This window comes from Marinobacter caseinilyticus (assembly GCF_011074955.1).
Lineage (GTDB): Bacteria > Pseudomonadota > Gammaproteobacteria > Pseudomonadales > Oleiphilaceae > Marinobacter > Marinobacter caseinilyticus.
This window is the reverse complement of sequence record NZ_WUQJ01000028.1, coordinates 1-16570: the sequence shown is the minus strand read 5'-3', so window position 1 is coordinate 16570 and position 16570 is coordinate 1. Positions and strand designations below refer to the sequence as shown.

Sequence of the window (16570 nt, the reverse complement as noted above, 5' to 3'; positions counted from 1 at the left end):
GGTTGGCTGAAATTTAGGCTGACATTAAGGTTGATCGATATCAGGAACCAGGGCGCACGTTGGCGGCTGGCCGTGGTGGTAACGAATGTGTGCGATGTAGTTGGCATCCTGATTTTTGCGGATATTAGTCAGACCAATGTAATCGGTCAGGTAGCCTTCTGCGTTATACCCCAGCAAAATCGGATCAACCAGCAGACCCATAATCACGCCGCTGGGCCTGATCTCAAGGGCGACGTCGCTGCGGATCCGGGGATCGTCCACGCTGGCCAGCGTAAAGCCGTAGTGCTCGCCTCTTGTTGGCGCCAGGAAACGAAAGTCGATGTCCCTGCCTTTCCGTAGGCCAGACCAATGTTCCCGGACAAGGTTATCGAACCCGGCATCCGCGACGACATTGTCGTCGACGTTCACCCGAAATTGTTTGAGGTCTTTACCATTGCTTAACCACTCGATACTCAACTGAGAGTTATCAAGGTTGGTAATGGTCATGCGTTCGTCAAACATTGGTTGTTCAAATTCCACGCTGGGCATCAAGTCTGAGCGCTGATAGTCCAAGGTCTTATGGGCAAACACCTCTCCGGATCCGGGTGTTCTGTAGTCAATTTGATGTCGGATGGGGTGCCATCCGTCGCGGCCACATTCACCCTCGACCCGGTGGTGCTCCTCATAAAGCAATGTGCTCCTATCGTCCGCGTTGTAGGCCTTACCGACAAACATCCAATTGGAAGCTGCCGTTGCCTGGCTTAGGCCTGTGGCTAGTAGCAGTCCTGCCCACAGTACTTTGTGACCCGCTGTCATGGCGTCAGGCTCCGGAAAAATCGTTGTTGAATGTGAAGCAACAAAGGAAACACCACGAACCATCCCAGCGCCAGGGCCAACAAAGACACCGTCAGGTCAGGCAACGTCACAGCTCCAAGCCGGCTCGCGCTCCAGTAAGCGAACGGACCCGCAATCGGTGCGAGCACATAGGGCAGCCAGACCCGCTGTTTAACCCAGGACAATGAGTGGGCGAGGGTGGTCATAAAGACTGCCCACACACCGACGATCCATACCGGTGTCCAAACCACAGCGGCACCGGACGTGTCCGTCATCACGCCTGTCCGAAACCAAAGTCCGTCCAACAGCGCACCGACGGCCGTGCCCAGTACAATAAATTGAAACTCCTGCCGGGGCCGCTGACTGACTAGCACCAGGTGAACGCCGACAAGGCAGAACGCGGTCGCTGCGGTCAGCATGCCCGGATACAAGACACACACCAGCCAGCCGATCTGAAACAGGACAAAGTTGAGCACATTACGGACGCTGCTGGACTGAATCATAGGCTCAGGATGTTCCTGCGTTTGTTGCCAGGTTTGGCCAGCAACAGTTGCGATACGCCAATGGCACGTTCACTGAAGCCGGCTTCGCAGTATGCGAAGTAAAAGTGCCAAAGGCGCTGGAAGGCCTGATCGTAGCCAATAGACTGAATATGGTCACGGTTCGTCATAAAGCGCGCACACCAGTCGTGCAGGGTGCGGGCGTAATGAAATCCGAGGTCTTCTGCGTGCGTCAGCACCAGGTTGCTCTGGGTCCTCACTGAATCGAGGATGGCACCAAACGACGGAATAAAACTTCCAGGGAAAATAAACCGCTGAATAAAATCAACGTTCTTTAACGCTCGCTGATACCGTTGCTCTGGCATGTTGATCGCTTGAATCAGCGCCAAACCGTCGGGTTTGAGCAGGGTGTTGATCTGTCCCAGGTAACTGTCCAAAAATTGGGGACCAACGGCCTCAATCATCTCGATGGACACCAATTTGTCGAAAGTTCCGGTCAAGTCACGATAGTCATCAAACAGCAAGGTAATGCGATCCGACAGCCCGGCTTCGTCAACCTTTGCCTTGGCCCATTGCCATTGTTCGTTGGAAATGGTGGTTGTCGTGACGTGACAGCCATAGTGTTTTGCCGCGTGTATGGCAAAGCCACCCCAGCCAGTGCCAATCTCGATGACACGGTCACCCGGGTGCAAATCGAGTTTTTTGCAAATCGTATCCAGTTTGTGAACCGCGGCCTGATCGAGGGAGGCCTGATCATCCGGGTAGATCGCAGAAGAATACATCATGGTGGGGTCGAGGAAACTCTCGAACAGATCATTGCCAAGGTCGTAGTGAGCTTCAATATTCTTGCGTGACCCGGCCGGTGTGTTTCGGTTAAGCCAGTGCAGCCCGCGCAAGGTGGGCTTGGTTATCCAGCTGTAGCGATCCTCAAAGGCGTTCATTCGGTCAACATTGCGGGTAAAAAAGCGCAACAACGCCACCAGATCCGGCGAACTCCAGTCGCCGGTGACGAACGCTTCGGCTGCGCCAACACTGCCGCCCGTTAACAGGTCGCGCCAGGTGCTGCTGTCATGCACGTGAAGTTCTGCCGCGGGGAAATCTGAGTTGCCATCACCAAAGATCTGATCATCAAGACCCGACTCCCGGATGGTCAGCACGCCATCCCTGAGCTCGCCAAGTTGTTGACAGACCAGTTTACGGGCCCATCGGTCAGTCATCGACGAGGATGTGCTAACCGTTTTGGCCTCAAGAGATGCGTTCATGTTCTCCATGAGCTTACCTTTGTTGCATTGTTGTTTGGTTGTTGAACCTCGTCCACTCGCTCGCCGTGATCCGAAGACCCGAGTCGATAACTGGGGTCACGATGGTCAAGTTTGTCCGGGTGGGTCTGGAATTCAGCCCCTTTTAGTTTCAGGCGTAGGGCATGCCAGTAAATTCCCACCACCACCTTGAAGGATTCCAGGGGAAACTGGCGCAGGCTTCTATGGAGAGATTTACGAGTCAGGGGCACTCTTTGGACTTCCAGGGTTGCATCGAAAATCTTCTGGTCATTTTTCAGCACGTTCATGTGGATGCGTAATTCGTTGTCCCGGAAAGCAAACAGCCATCGGTAATGCTGATCCATCGGGTTGTATGGTGAGACATGAAACCGTTTCTGAAAGCTGAAAGACTGTGTGTGCCAGCCAGACTTTGTCTCGCGGCCTTCACCGCTCTCCAGACAATACAAGTGGCGCTCGTGCCATGGGGTGTTGGTGATCTGGGCGGCAATAACCCTGGGTACCGCGCCTTCTTGAGGGTTGTCCCCAGGCGCATAGCAAAAATAAAAGCTCACCGGGTTAAACACGTACCCGAGGTATCGTGGGTGGGTAATTAACTCTATGTCGCCATCCGGGCGCCAACCGGTGGCTTGTTCAACCTGATCACAGACTGCGTCCTTCAGGCTGGTGGCCTCAGGTTTGAAGTAGTCACGGCGGCACAGTGACAGCCAGTTGAAGCGTTCCAGCGAAAACCAGCGGCTGAGCTTTGGGACGTCGGTCCATTCTTTAAGGTTCAGCGCCAGCATGCCGGTACGGTAGAGAAATTCGTGAGACACCGGCGTCAGGCGCCGATGCCTGACGGTGCCCTCCAGCCATTGACTGGTCAGCGGAGGGGGCTGCCTGCGTTCCATTGCTACAACTCCACCCCGAAGGCTTCTGTAACGCGAAGGGCACTTTTAACCCCGTCCTCATGGAAGCCGTTAAACCAGTACGCACCGCAGAAATGGCTCCGGTTTTTGCCCCCGATTTCGTCGTAGCGACCCTGAGCTGCAACGGCCTCCAGGCTGAACACCGGGTGAGAGTATTGGTACTGCTCGATGATCTTGGCAGGGTCGATGTCGTGGCTACGGTTAAGTGTCACGCAAAACGTCTCTGAGGCTTTGTGGAAATTCTGCAAGATGTTCATGTTGTAGGTGACCGAAACCGGCTCGGTGCTGTGGGCCGGAATGAAGTAGTTCCAGGCGGCCCAGGCACGTTTTTGATCTGGTAACAGCGAATCGTCGGTGTGCAATGCCACGTCGTTGTTTTGATACGGAATGGCACCCAGAACCTCTTGTTCCGCGTCTGTCGCGTCGTCCAGCATGGTCAGGGCCTGATCGCTGTGGCAGGCAAAGATGACCTGATCAAACGTTTGCTCTTTGTCATTCGCCGTCAGCACGACACGGTCGTCGAAACGCCGCACCCTGGTTACGGGGCTGTTCAAATGCGTGACGGGCGCCAATGTTTCCATCATGCGGTCAACGTAACGGGCGGAGCCGCCGGAAATAACTCGCCAGGTCGGGCGGTCGTCCACCGAAAGCATGCCATGGTTATTGAAGAACTGCAGGAAGAACCGGATAGGAAACTGTTCCAGGACCAGTTCCGGCGCCGACCAGATAGCGGCACCCATAGGCACCACATAATAGTTTCTGAAATACCGGGAGTAACCGTTTCGATTGAGATAATCACCCAGGGTTTCGGAATCGTTGATTGCACCAGACGCCAGATCCTGTTTGGACTCTTGATTGAACCGAAGGATCTCGCGAATCATTTTAAGGAATGGCAGGTTAAGTAGGTTACGACGCTGTGCGAACAAAGTGTTCAAGTTAGTGCCGTTGTATTCGAGCCCGGTAGTGTCGCAATCCACACTGAAGCTCATGTCGCTGACTTCCGAGGCGACACCGAGCCGATCCATCAGTTTGATAAAATTCGGGTACGTCCAGTCATTGAACACTATGAATCCGGTATTGACTGGCAAAATCCGGCCGTCAGACTCAACGGGCCTGGTATTGGTATGACCGCCGGGGTAGTTGCCGGCTTCAAAAATTTCGACGTCGTGCTTCTGGGCTAGCAACCAGGCGGTGGTTAAACCGGATACCCCGGCTCCCACAATGGCAATGCGCTGGCGTTGGTCACTCATTCATGATGTTCCTGCTGCTGATGTTGTTTTCGTGTCATGCTGGCGGCCATGCGGTCGATCAAGCTCTGGGGCAGGGCACCGATAACCTTTAGGGTCCAGGTGAAGCGTTTTGGAAACTGGATTTCGGAGCGGCCCTTGTTCAGCCCGTCCACAATCCGGTTCGCTGCATCGCCTGAGCTGATCAGAAAGGGCATCTCGAAGTCGTTTTGGTCAGTCAAAGGCGTTTTCACGAAGCCGGGCGACACCACCGAGACGGCGATGCCTTCGGCCGCCAGGTCGGCCCTCAACGATTGGGCAAAGTAGGTTAATGCTGCTTTGGAGGCGCCGTACCCTTCTGCCCGACCAAACGGAAACCACCACGCGGACGAACTGACAATGACCAGCCGCGCGGAGAGGCCTTGTTTGCGTGCAGCCCTGAGAGATGGCAGTACCGCCTCGACACAGCGAGCGGTTCCGATCACATTGGTAATGATGTTGTGTTCAATGACCTCACTGCGAAACTCGGCAATGTCCAGGTATTCACACGTACCTGCGTTTAAAATTGCCATTTGGACTGGCTGATGGGCGACTAAGGTCCCGCCTATTGTTGCCACATCTTCCTTATTCAACGTGTCCCCGGCAGCGAGTGTGACCCGGTCGGGGGCCAAGGCCGCCAAAGTCTCAAGCGGGGCTTTACGGCGCCCGGTTGCGATCAGGTGATGACCGTCGGCGATGAGCCGTTCCGCAACCGCGTAGCCGATGCCAGAGGTGGCGCCGGTCAGCCAGATGGTCATCGGCGCAGGGCGATGATGACTCATGCTGCGTGCTTCCTTAACCAACGTACCGCTGTCCCCAGCACCGGCAGGTTTTCATACAATAACTGGCCAGCGTCAAAGTAATCACGATGCGCCACAATCAGACCATCGGAAAACACCAGTCGGGAAATACCATCAACCTTGATCAGTTCGCCTTTACGAATCCGTTTGTGGCGTAATTTCATAACCCACGGCAAACAGACGTCCTTGCCTTCACCGATTGCATCACCAAATTCAAACTGGCAGCTAATGACGTTTAAGTAGGCACCTGTAAAGTATTCCCGCAGTCCCGTCAGGTCAGTAACAGTCGTAAACGGGTCAGTAAAGACGATGTCTCCATGATAGACCTCATCCAATGCACCAAGGTGTCCGCTGGACATCTGGTTAAACAGGACGCGAAAACGTTCCATGGTGGTGTTTTCAAGTGCTGGCATACCCTGGATCGAAGGGGGGATCTGTTGTTGTACCATTAGCGTTTCCTCTGAACGTTGTCCAGGTGACGGGTTTCTTCCTGAATATGCTTCGGCAGCGGGTTCAGATCATGGACGACGCCAACTTTCTCCAGCATCCAAAGCAGATAATAAGTCATGTCAATTTCGTACCACCGAAACCCCTGACGTGCCGACTGAGGCCAGCGGTGATGATTATTGTGCCAGCCCTCGCCCAGAGTGATCAGTGCGAGCCAGCCGTTATTGCGGCTATCATCGCTGGTTTCAAACCGGCGCTTGCCCCAGACATGAGCCAATGAGTTAATGGACACGGTAGCGTGGAACAGGGCAACGGTTGAGACGAAGAATCCCCAAACCACCAGCTGGAATCCATTGGTGCCGAGCTGGGGCATCCAGGCTGCCAACCCTTCACCAAGCAGGTAGATCACCAGCACTGTCAGAGCCGGCACGAGTGCGTCGAATCGGTTGATAAACCGCAATTCGGGAAACTTCAGCCAATCGCGAACCCGACGCTCATCCATGGCAAAGCCGGCATCGCAAGTGAACCAGCCGACGTGGGACCACCAAAAACCGTCCTGGTGAGGGGAGTGCAGGTCTTCCGGGTCATCGGAATGCTGGTGATGGTGCCGATGGTGAGCCGCCCACCACAAAGGTCCACGCTGGGCGGCACTGGCGCCCAGAAGAGCAAACATAAACTGCCAGAAGCGGTTTGTTTTGAACGTCTTATGAGCAAAATAGCGATGATAAAAACCGGTAATTGCAAACATTCTGAGGAAAAAAAACGACACTGCAAAAGCGATCGCAAACGGGGTTGTTCCTGCCACGAAAACAAGCAGACAGGCCAGATGCAAGGCTATGAATGGTAGTACCCTGATAACATTGAAGTCTCGTGATTCGGTGTCTAAGTGATCTGATTGTGCGCTTGAATCGAACCACCTTTGGATGTTCGTTAGCCAGTTTTGCACTCGGGTCATACCCTGCTTACCCTTTTTCGAAAATTGGTGAGGCCCAGTATTCAATTGCCTTTTGCCTGTCGGATTTACGTTAACCACCCTATGTCTGGATGCACTCTATAAAATGTTTAATGATCCTGAAGATAAACGCCATATACGCCGGATTGCCGTCATTGGTTCAGGGATAGCTGGCCTTACTGTGGCGCATCGACTCCAGGCGTTGAACCTTGAGGTCACTGTGTTCGAGAAAAGCCGCGGGCCGGGTGGCCGCCTGGCCGCCAAAAGACTGCCCACTCAGGGAGATCACAGCGGGTCGGCCGATATAGGGGCGCAGTATTTTACCATTCGAAACCCCGATTTTCGGCATTTCCTTGATAAACATGCCGGAACAGACACCTATCAGGAGTGGCCTGCAACACTGAGGTATCAGTGCCAGGATGGTTGTTGGGAGGGCTTCAGGCCAGCGACCCGCTATGTAGGCTCACCGAGAATGACCGCGATAACGAGAGCTTTGTCGACGAACCTGAATATCCGGTATGAGACCCGAATCGGGTCAATGGCATGTACCGATAATGGCGAGTGGCAGCTCATGGACACTGAGGGGCAGCACCAGGGTCTGTTCGATGCGATCATCGTCACCGCGCCGCCGGCGCAAGCTCGTGATTTCCTTGAGGCCAGCGGCATGGCCTCACACGCGCTCGAACTCCAACCGCACATTGAAAAGATGCAGGCCTGCTGGACCGTGGTCGTTCACTTTAAAGACTCGTTGGGGCTCGACTACCAGGGCATGCAGCCCTACAGCGACATCCTTCAGTGGGCTGCGAATAACAGTAGCAAGCCAGGTCGGCAGGACAACGGCGAATGGTGGGTTTTGCACGGCAAGCCCGATTGGTCCGATGTCAACCAGAACGCATCTTCCACGGCGGTAACCGACAGTCTTTTGAACGCATTCCAGTTGGCAACGGGGTGTCTGCAGCCTCCTGAAACGACGCTGGCTCACCGTTGGCTGTACGCTAAATCCAGTTCACCCACTGGCCCCGGTCATTTGTGGTTTGCGGAATCGCAGGTGGGCGTCATTGGTGACTGGCTTCACGGCGGTCGGGTGGAAGGCGCGTTTGAGAGCGCGGAAAGCTTCTTGCAGCAATGGCGGGCAAGCGACCATGTCGGCTAGCGGTCTTTAGCTCAAGTTTCTGAGCCGTTCCGGCCGATGGTAGAAATGGGTAATAGTGCCGTCCCCGAATTTGCTGAAAAAGGCACTGACGTCGGTGATTTTCCTAAGCTCCCGCGTCCGGTGAACCGGATCGCGCAGCAGCACCTTGATGCCGTTGAAGTTGTCCTGAATGTTGGAAAAACGGGCCCGCATCGAACAGGTCACCACGTCGCTTGGCTGAAGATTGAGCTCGTGCGCGAGCAGGGCGCAGTGCACATCAATGCCGTCCGGTGACAGGTCTTCGCGAGTGTCGAGATGGTCCAGTTTAATCCGGTCGACAATGCACTTTGAATAGCTTTGGGGCTGCTTTCGGGCCAGGCGTCGAAACGCTTCCCAGAAAAAATTATCAGTCAATTCAGCAAAATAGCGCATATCACTGAGGCAGGTATCAACCCACTCGAAGGTCTCAGGTTCATTGAGTACTTCGTTGATGGCCTCACGCAGTAGCCAGTCGAAGCCCAGGGCCGTTTTGTGGGCATAGACCTTGCGGTACATCTGATGGCGGCTGTAGACGAAATCCTCCAGTGCCCCGAGTCCTTTTTGCGTGATCGCCAGCCCCAACCAGGGCTGCTGCACATTCCAGCCAAACCTCAGGTTACTCAGCAGGTGGTCCAGGTTAAAGCCGCCAATGGTTACCGAAGAGTGGAACCCGTCCCGAAGCATGTAGTCGGCACGGTCTGCATCAATCTCCCCAGAGACCACGGACGACAGCAAGTCCATCACCAACCCGGGGGTGGAGGCCGCGTTTAAGGCGCCGGACTCCGCGTCGGGGCCCGCGATAAATGCCCAAAAGGTTCGTGCGTGGCGACAAAAGGCCTCACTGGGTGTGACATCCGTGGTTTCCATGATGCCCAGAATGTCTTCCGCGTTAAGCCCTGCCTCTTCCAGGTCGATGGCTTTTAACACATCGTACGCAACCCGGACGGAATAATGTTCGTGTTCAAGCTCAGCGGGACGTTGCTTGTAAAACCGGTGGTAATCCACGCCGTGCCACAGGTCATCAAATCGCCCTGGTCGGGCCATAAGGCCATGAATTCTCCGGGCTTGCGTGAATTGATGTGAAAAGCTGGAGTGGCCGCTGTCATGGAGTAGGCAGGCCAACCGGATGGTCTTGGCCAGATAGTCAATGGCGTCAAGCTGACTGAGATTGAGATCTGTGCGATCGCTGAGTTGGCGTTCCCGAAGGTAGGCATCAATCATGGCGCGAAACATCCTGCCACCCACATGCATAACGCCGATGCTATGGAGGAAGCGGGAGTGAGTGGCGCCAGGGAAAACCAGGCTTAGAATGTCATTCTGGCAAATATTTCTGAGGCGTTGAAACAGCGGGTGATCAATGACCTGGATTTCGTGGTGATAGAGTGGGATACCGCCGTGTACGGGGTCCATGATCAGCTTGTCGTAGGCACCTAGCAGGTCGTTGACTGCACTCCGCATGGTAAAACATCTCCGAAAACGTCAGTAAAACATGAATCTTACCTTGTTATATCACACCGTCGTGCCAGAATAGCCTTAAAGCAACGTGAAAACGCCGTTTTTATCGTTTACTGCTGGTAGTTTAGGGTGATCTCCATGGTTTCGCGCACTGAGCGCATACTGATTATCGACCCCGATGAAAAAGCCAGAGCCGATCTCGATCGTCATCTGGAGGCTAAGGGGTTTTATGTGAGTGGATACCCGGACCTGTCGGCAGCCAGGTCGCTGTTCGAGGAATACCCGCCGGACGCCATCTTTATCGATATGGCGCCCGCCGCCATCACCGAACTCAGCGACCGGCTGGAAGCTCACAACACCTACATTCCATTGATCGCCTATTCCGATGTCCGTGACGCCAAAGAGGTAGTGGCAGCGCTACGGGCCGGCGCCTCCGATTTCGTGCTTAAACCCTGCAATGATAAAGCGTCGCTCGACGATGTGTTGGCGAAATTATTCGACCGGGTGAGAGTTAGCCGACTCAATCAGCTGTATCGCCAGGAGCTGGAAGAGGCCAACATGGATTTGCGTGAAGGCATCTCGGAACTCCGGGCCGACCAGCGAGCGGGCCGTAAAGTCCAGCTCAAGATGTTACCGGATCATGATCATCAGATTGGCGGCTTTGAAATTGATCATCTGATCAAGCCATCTCTGTATTTGAGTGGCGACTTCCTTGATTATTTTCGTATCGATGAAGACAAAATTCTGGTCTACATTGCCGATGTTTCCGGGCATGGGGCAAGTTCAGCTTTCGTAACCGTTCTGCTTAAAAACCTCACCAATCGACTCCAACGCAATTTTCGCCGAGGCTCCAGTGACGATATTCTGTATCCGGATCGGTTCCTTGAACGCATCAACTCAGAACTGCTTGATACAGGTCTCGGTAAACACGTAACAGTATTTGTCGGCATTATTTCAGAATCCGCGCATACTCTTCGATATGCAGTGGGCGCTCATTTCCCCATGCCAATTATTTGGTTTGAAGGCCAGGCACCGGTATTTCTAGAAGGCAGTGGCCTGCCAGTTGGCCTGTTTGAAGATCCCCACTGGGAGGTTTATGAAACACCGCTTGATAAACCGTTTCGGCTTATTTTGTTTTCCGACGGTATTTTGGAAGTCATCGACAAGAAAACATTAGACGAAAAGGAGGGTAGGCTACTTGAACTCGTATCGGGAGGTCGTCACACTATCGCCTCTTTGAGTGATGCTCTGAACCTCGATGAGATCACGGAGTTGCCGGATGATATTGCTATCGTGTCGGTAACAGATGTTGTGTCGAAATAGTGGCAATTAAAATGGCAGGCTACAAAATACTGCAGGCTGAAAAACAGGGCATTTATGTTCTGAAGTTTATTGGAGAGATCCGGCTGAACTTATGTTCAACGCTGGACAGTCTGGTTGAGTCAATTACTCAGGATCCGATTTTCAAAACAGTCGTTATCGACCTGACTGAAACGGATATTATTGATAGCACCACCCTTGGCCTGCTTGCCAAAATTGCCATGGCGGCTGAGAAACGAAGTCATTTTCTCCCCACGCTTATTTCCACCAATCCCGACGTGACGAGAATTATTACGTCCATGGGGTTCGACAAAATTTTTATTATTGTCAAAGAGCCTGCTTCCCGTATTGAAGAGCTTGAAGAAATCCCTGTATTGCGAGCTAGTGAGCAGCAAGTACGAGATAAGGTATTGGATGCCCATCGCGTTCTAATGGGGCTGAATAGCCGGAACAGGGAAGAATTCAAGAATCTCGTGCGTGCCCTCGAATGTGAAGAGCCCGGCTAACCTGGGACCGGAAATCGCACTACACTCTTAGTTTATGTCTAGCAGATGCCCGAATGACACCTGAACGGAATAACTATGCCTGAAGAACAAGGAACTCCCCCGAGCAAGGCAAAGAAGGCCAAACAGCATCATGTTGCGGTCCTTGGCGGCGGCAGCTTTGGTACCGCCATGGCAAAAGTTCTGGCCGAGAATGGCCATGCGGTCCATTTCTGGATGCGTGACCCTGAGCAAGTGCGAGAAATTACGGAACACCACTGCAACACGCGTTATATGCCGAACGTTGAGCTGAAAGGCGATATAAGGCCTACCACCGATTTTTCCGAGGCCGTAGCCAAGGCGGAAATCGTTTTTGTCGCCATCCCCAGCAAAGCATTTCGGAACGTGATCCGGCAGCATGTTCAGGACTTTTCCTCGGGCCAGATTGTTGTCAGCCTGACAAAAGGCATTGAGCAGCAAGGCTTCAAGTTAATGAGCGAGATTCTTCAGGAAGAACTTCCAAGGGCTCGGATCGGTGTTCTCAGTGGCCCCAACCTGGCCAGCGAAATAGCCAATCGTGATCTGACCGCGACAGTGATTGCAGCCAAAGACCCTGAAGTTCGCCGAAGAGTTCAGGAATTACTGAGTTGTAAATATTTCCGTGTTTACGCCAACGTGGATATGTACGGTGTTGAACTGGCGGGGGCTTTGAAAAACATTTACGCCATTGTCTCCGGCCTGGCCTCAGCGCTGGAGCTCGGTGAGAACGCCCAGGCGATGCTGATGACCCGCAGCCTGGCCGAAATGAGTCGATTTGCGGTCAGTCTTGGCGCTAATCCGATGACCTTTATGGGGTTAGCCGGGGTCGGCGATCTGGTGGTGACCTGTACATCCTCGAAAAGCCGTAATTTTCGGGTCGGTTATGCTGTTGGAAAAGGCGCCAGGCTGGACGATGCCGTCGCCGAGTTAGGGCAAGTGGCGGAAGGTATTTATACGTTGCTGCTGGTTAAAGAAAAGGCTGAAGATATCGGTATCTATATGCCGTTGGTCAGAGGGCTTTACGATATTCTGTATTGCGACGCATCAATAAAGGCTGTTATCAATGGGTTGATGATGGCGGTGCAAAATTCAGATGTAGAGTTCATTCTGCCCCGAATACTCACTCAATAGCGTTTTACGGAGGCGCTGTGCATTTGTTAATTATGCGGCACGGTGAGGCCGGCTGGCACAGCCTGGACCAGCAACGAGCGCTGACCGATGCCGGCCGCCTGGCGTCGGCGTCTGTTGCTAAAAAAATCGCCGCATCGCCTTGGCGGCCCGATAGCATCTGGTGCAGCCCTTTAATCCGGGCAAAACAAACGGCGGCGATCGTGTCTGAAGTACTGAATTGCCCGGTTGAAGAGCAATCCTTCATTACTCCTGATGATGACCCCGGTGAATGCCTGAACCACCTCTTGGATGTTCACTGCCACAATCTGATGCTGATCTCTCATATGCCCCTTGTCGGGGCGCTATCGACTTTACTGGTCGATGGACACCGGCGCGGTATCCCGTTTATGACGAGTCAGGCTGTCTTGTTGGATATGCCCATCGCCGGGCCCGGTTGCGCAGATCTGCGCGATCAATTTTTGCCGTGAGTGAGTGACCGTCCGGTTTGCCGGGTCAGACTGAAAACAAGGTGATTGGTGGAGTTTTGGTTGTTGGCCGCCCGTTTTTGACGAACAGAGTTGACGAACAGAGTTAACAGGCAGAGGCCCAACCCTGGTTTGAGCTGCAGGATGAACTCGCGGCGGGCAAACACCGTATCTTGAGTACTCGAAACGCCCGTTAATGTTGGGAGATCAATCTTATGAGCAAAGACCCCAGTGCCATTGAAGCCCAGCTTGAAGCGACAAAATCCGGTCAAAAAGGTCCGCCACCGATCGAGCAATGGCACCCCGAACTCTCGGGTGACATTGATATACGGATTGCCCGCAATGGCGGTTGGTATTACAAAGGCGATCTAATGAAGAGGCAGGCGTTGGTGCGTCTGTTTTCAACGATTCTTCGCAGGGAATCAGACGGTGAGTACTACCTGGTAACCCCGGTGGAAAAGTGGCGAATTCAGGTTGAAGATACACCGCTGCTTGCTCATACCCTGACCGTTGAGGGTGAGGGCCAGAACCAGAACCTGAATCTGACCACCAACGTCGATGAACCATTGTTAATTGGCCAAGAACACCCGTTAACCGTCGAGACCTACCCGGATTCAGACGAACCCAGACCCTTGGTCGCTGTGCGTCATGGTCTCCAGGCGCGTCTGGTGACGGCGGCATTCTACGACCTGGCCAGATACGTCGTTGATAGGGAGGCGGGCTCATCTGATGAGCTTGGTGTCTGGAGTGACGGTGTTTTCTTTAAAATGCACTGACAGAGTGCTTTAAAAAGGCGAGGGGGCTTGAATTCCCGGGGCGCGCCCTCATCCTTACGGTAGAAAACGCAGTATGGCATTTGTTAGACTGCTCTTTCTTAGGTTAAAGAGTTGCAAGAGTCCGATTCTCTTATTATTGAGGCCTGGTGGTCGTTAGTCCCTCTGTGCAGTCCGGCTGTTCAGGTTTGCTTTCGATTACCCATTAAATTCATACAGTCATTGAGACACGCAAGGAGATCACATGGCCCAGCCTCGTGTAGTCACCATCCATTACACACTCACCAACGATGAGGGAGAGCAGCTCGACTCCTCCCGTGGTGAAGGTCGCGAGCCGCTGACCTATTTGGAAGGTGCTCAGAACATTATCGGTGGACTTGAAAGTGCACTGAATGAAAAAGCCGCCGGCGACGCGCTGAAAGTCGATATCGAGCCAGCTGATGGTTACGGTGAAGTGAACGAAGAACTGGTCCAGCCAGTTCCTCTTTCAGCCTTTGAAGGCGTAGAAACCATTGAGCCAGGAATGCAGTTCCAGGCGCAGACTCCGGGCGGCCCACAAGTCGTTCGAGTTGTTGAAGTCGGTGAAGAAACCGTCACAATCGACGCCAACCACCCGTTAGCAGGTCAAACCCTGCATTTTGACGTGGAAGTTGTTGAAACTCGCGAAGCGAGCGAAGAAGAAGCAGAGCACGGCCACGTTCACTAAGAACGTATGCTGGCTTTGAAAGGCGGCCTCCACTGGAGGCCGTTTTTTTGGCCATAAAAAAACGGCTCCGAAGAGCCGTTTCCATTTTCGCCCCGATTACATGTTCGGGTAGTTCGGGCCACCACCGCCTTCCGGCGTTACCCAGGTGATGTTCTGGGCGGGGTCTTTGATGTCACAGGTTTTACAGTGAACGCAGTTTTGTGCGTTGATCTGAAAACGCTTACCGCTGCCATCGTCCTTCTCAACCACTTCGTAGACGCCCGCGGGGCAATAGCGTTGCGCGGGTTCGTCGTACTTGGGCAGATTTTCCTCAATCGGAATGTCCGGGTTGGTCAGTTTAAGATGAACCGGCTGATCTTCCTCGTGGTTGGTGTTTGAAATAAACACCGAGGTAAGCCGATCGAAGGTGATTTTGTTATCCGGTTTTGGATACGTAATCTTCTTCGCTTCAGCGGCTGGCTTGAGGGTGGCGTAGTCGGGCACGGTGTCGTGGAAGGTAAACGGCAAGCTCCCGCGCAGAATATTCTGCTCGAAGAATGCGATACCACCGCCGACAATGTTGCCGAACTTGTGCATAGCGGGCCCAAAGTTTCGCTCAGCATACAGCTCTTTATAGAGCCAGCTTTCCTTGAAGCGGTCGGCAAAGCTGGTGATCTCCTCGCCGGACTTGCCTTCCTTCAATGCTTCAAAGACCGCCTCAGCGCCCAGCAGACCCGATTTCATGGCGGTGTGTGAGCCTTTGATCTTGGAGCTGTTCAAGGTGCCCGCATCACAACCCAGAATCAGGCCGCCGGGGAAACTCATCTTCGGTAGCGAGTTATAACCCCCTTTGGAAAGTGCGCGTGCCCCGTATGACACTCGTTTGCCGCCTTCCAGGTGTTTTTTGATTTCCGGATGGGTTTTCAGGCGCTGGAATTCTTCAAACGGGCTCATGTGTGGGTTGCTGTAAGAAAGATCAGCAATCAAGCCCACGTATACCTGACCATTTTCAAGATGATATAGGAACGAGCCACCGGTGGATCCGGTATCCGACAGCGGCCAGCCAGTCGTGTGAACGACCAGTCCGGGCTCGTGTTTGGCCGGATCAATGTCCCACAACTCTTTGATGCCAATCCCATAATGTTGAGGATCTTTGCCTTCATCGAGATTGAAGTCACGGATTAGCTGCTTGCCCAGGTGGCCTCGGCAGCCTTCACTGAACAAGGTGTACTTGGCACGCAATTCCATGCCGGGCATATAACCATCTTTTTCGCTACCGTCACGGGCAACGCCCATGTCGCCGGTAATAATGCCTTTGACCTGGCCGTCTTCGATGATGGTCTCAGCGGCAGCAAAGCCGGGATATACCTCTACACCCAAGGCTTCCGCTTGTTCAGCGAGCCAGCGGCACAGGTTGCCGAGGCTGATGATGTAGTTGCCGTGGTTGTGCATGTTCTTGGGAACGAACGCGCCCGGAACCTTGGTGGCGGACTCCTGACCACGCAAAACAAAAATATCGTCGCGCGTTACGGGTGTGTTCAGGGGCGCACCCTTTTCCTTCCAGTCGGGAAACAGCTCATTCAAGGCAGTTGGTTCAAATACCGTACCGGCCAGTATGTGTGCGCCAATTTCCGACCCTTTTTCAACGACGCAAACAGTTTTTTCTTCGCCGGCTTCCTGAGCCATCTGCATGATACGACAGGCAGCTGAAAGGCCTGCGGGGCCTCCGCCGACGATTAGAACATCAAATTCCATCGATTCGCGTTCCACGTTGGTCTCCTCAAACTTCGCTGTGGATATAAGGATTACGACGCTCAGTGCCTCAGTTTACAGACCCAGGCTGCATTGGCCGGAGAGCAACTTAATTAACGGCGCTGAATAATCCTGTTCTCTCTTTTAATAGGCCAGCCGTGTTCGACTGTCTTCATTTTAAAACCGATATAATACCGGACTTGGAGCTTTGAAACGAATATTAGCCCCTGAATCCTCTGACCTTATGGGTCTTAAGGATAGCTTACTCAAAGATTCAAACAAACGTTTGTTTGAAATTTACTCGCTACTTTGGCATTGTTAGTAGATATCGGGGCA

Annotated in this window: 17 protein-coding genes; 7 read left to right on the top strand and 10 right to left on the bottom strand. The window is 53.4% G+C overall.

Annotated features, from left to right (window positions below):
- Nucleotides 1-24: 24 nt before the first annotated feature.
- From GRX64_RS13770 to GRX64_RS13735, 8 genes are read right to left on the bottom strand one after another with little or no spacing between them, the layout of a single operon-like run.
- Entirely contained in the window at nt 25-795 is a 771-nt protein-coding gene (locus tag GRX64_RS13770) for a hypothetical protein (protein WP_166268225.1), read from the bottom strand.
- Nucleotides 792-1316, bottom strand: a complete 525-nt coding sequence (locus GRX64_RS13765; RefSeq protein WP_166268223.1) for a DUF2878 domain-containing protein — start codon at nt 1314-1316, stop codon at nt 792-794. Before GRX64_RS13765 ends, GRX64_RS13770 begins: the two co-directional genes overlap by 4 nt.
- Nucleotides 1313-2584 carry an SAM-dependent methyltransferase gene (locus GRX64_RS13760; protein WP_166268221.1) on the bottom strand — a complete coding sequence of 424 codons (1272 nt, stop codon included), beginning with the start codon at nt 2582-2584 and terminating at the stop codon, nt 1313-1315. The genes GRX64_RS13765 and GRX64_RS13760 overlap by 4 nt, the downstream gene beginning before the upstream one ends.
- Nucleotides 2572-3456 (bottom strand): DUF1365 domain-containing protein, encoded by an 885-nt coding sequence (locus tag GRX64_RS13755; RefSeq protein ID WP_166268442.1) that lies wholly within the window; start codon nt 3454-3456, stop codon nt 2572-2574. Before GRX64_RS13755 ends, GRX64_RS13760 begins: the two co-directional genes overlap by 13 nt.
- Before the next feature lie 26 nt (nt 3457-3482).
- A complete protein-coding gene (locus GRX64_RS13750; protein ID WP_166268219.1) occupies nt 3483-4748 on the bottom strand; it encodes an NAD(P)/FAD-dependent oxidoreductase in 1266 nt (421 codons plus the stop codon).
- Nucleotides 4745-5545 (bottom strand): SDR family NAD(P)-dependent oxidoreductase, encoded by an 801-nt coding sequence (locus GRX64_RS13745; protein ID WP_166268217.1) that lies wholly within the window; start codon nt 5543-5545, stop codon nt 4745-4747. The genes GRX64_RS13750 and GRX64_RS13745 overlap by 4 nt, the downstream gene beginning before the upstream one ends.
- On the bottom strand, nt 5542-6012 hold the full coding sequence (locus GRX64_RS13740) for a nuclear transport factor 2 family protein (RefSeq protein ID WP_235937683.1): 471 nt from the start codon (nt 6010-6012) through the stop codon (nt 5542-5544). Before GRX64_RS13740 ends, GRX64_RS13745 begins: the two co-directional genes overlap by 4 nt.
- A complete protein-coding gene (locus GRX64_RS13735; RefSeq protein WP_166268215.1) occupies nt 6012-6965 on the bottom strand; it encodes an acyl-CoA desaturase in 954 nt (317 codons plus the stop codon). Before GRX64_RS13735 ends, GRX64_RS13740 begins: the two co-directional genes overlap by 1 nt.
- Nucleotides 6966-7068: 103 nt before the next feature.
- Here GRX64_RS13735 and GRX64_RS13730 point away from each other — a divergent pair, with 103 nt between their 5' ends.
- A complete protein-coding gene (locus GRX64_RS13730; RefSeq protein ID WP_166268213.1) occupies nt 7069-8115 on the top strand; it encodes an NAD(P)/FAD-dependent oxidoreductase in 1047 nt (348 codons plus the stop codon).
- A gap of 6 nt (nt 8116-8121) precedes the next feature.
- On the opposite strand, the gene GRX64_RS13725 is transcribed toward GRX64_RS13730, so the two are convergent.
- Nucleotides 8122-9591 (bottom strand): HD domain-containing protein, encoded by a 1470-nt coding sequence (locus GRX64_RS13725; RefSeq protein WP_166268211.1) that lies wholly within the window; start codon nt 9589-9591, stop codon nt 8122-8124.
- Nucleotides 9592-9726: 135 nt separating this feature from the next.
- Between GRX64_RS13725 and GRX64_RS13720 the strand changes: the two genes are divergently transcribed.
- From GRX64_RS13720 to GRX64_RS13695, 6 genes are all read left to right on the top strand, one after another.
- Nucleotides 9727-10911, top strand: coding sequence for a PP2C family protein-serine/threonine phosphatase (locus tag GRX64_RS13720; RefSeq protein WP_166268209.1), 1185 nt, complete (start codon nt 9727-9729; stop codon nt 10909-10911).
- A gap of 11 nt (nt 10912-10922) precedes the next feature.
- Nucleotides 10923-11414, top strand: a complete 492-nt coding sequence (locus GRX64_RS13715; protein ID WP_166268207.1) for an STAS domain-containing protein — start codon at nt 10923-10925, stop codon at nt 11412-11414.
- Nucleotides 11415-11489: 75 nt separating this feature from the next.
- Nucleotides 11490-12560 carry an NAD(P)H-dependent glycerol-3-phosphate dehydrogenase gene (locus GRX64_RS13710; RefSeq protein WP_166268205.1) on the top strand — a complete coding sequence of 357 codons (1071 nt, stop codon included), beginning with the start codon at nt 11490-11492 and terminating at the stop codon, nt 12558-12560.
- A gap of 17 nt (nt 12561-12577) precedes the next feature.
- The gene (locus GRX64_RS13705) at nt 12578-13027 is read left to right on the top strand and encodes a SixA phosphatase family protein (RefSeq protein ID WP_166268203.1); all 450 of its coding nucleotides are present in this window, start codon (nt 12578-12580) and stop codon (nt 13025-13027) included.
- A gap of 212 nt (nt 13028-13239) precedes the next feature.
- Nucleotides 13240-13800: a DUF1285 domain-containing protein gene (locus GRX64_RS13700; RefSeq protein ID WP_166268201.1), complete on the top strand. Its 561-nt coding sequence runs from the start codon at nt 13240-13242 to the stop codon at nt 13798-13800.
- Between the two features lie 241 nt (nt 13801-14041).
- Nucleotides 14042-14503: an FKBP-type peptidyl-prolyl cis-trans isomerase gene (locus tag GRX64_RS13695; protein WP_166268199.1), complete on the top strand. Its 462-nt coding sequence runs from the start codon at nt 14042-14044 to the stop codon at nt 14501-14503.
- Between the two features lie 96 nt (nt 14504-14599).
- Here the strand turns inward: GRX64_RS13695 and GRX64_RS13690 are convergent, their stop codons facing one another.
- Nucleotides 14600-16252, bottom strand: a complete 1653-nt coding sequence (locus GRX64_RS13690; protein ID WP_166268197.1) for an electron transfer flavoprotein-ubiquinone oxidoreductase — start codon at nt 16250-16252, stop codon at nt 14600-14602.
- Nucleotides 16253-16570: the final 318 nt, after the last annotated feature.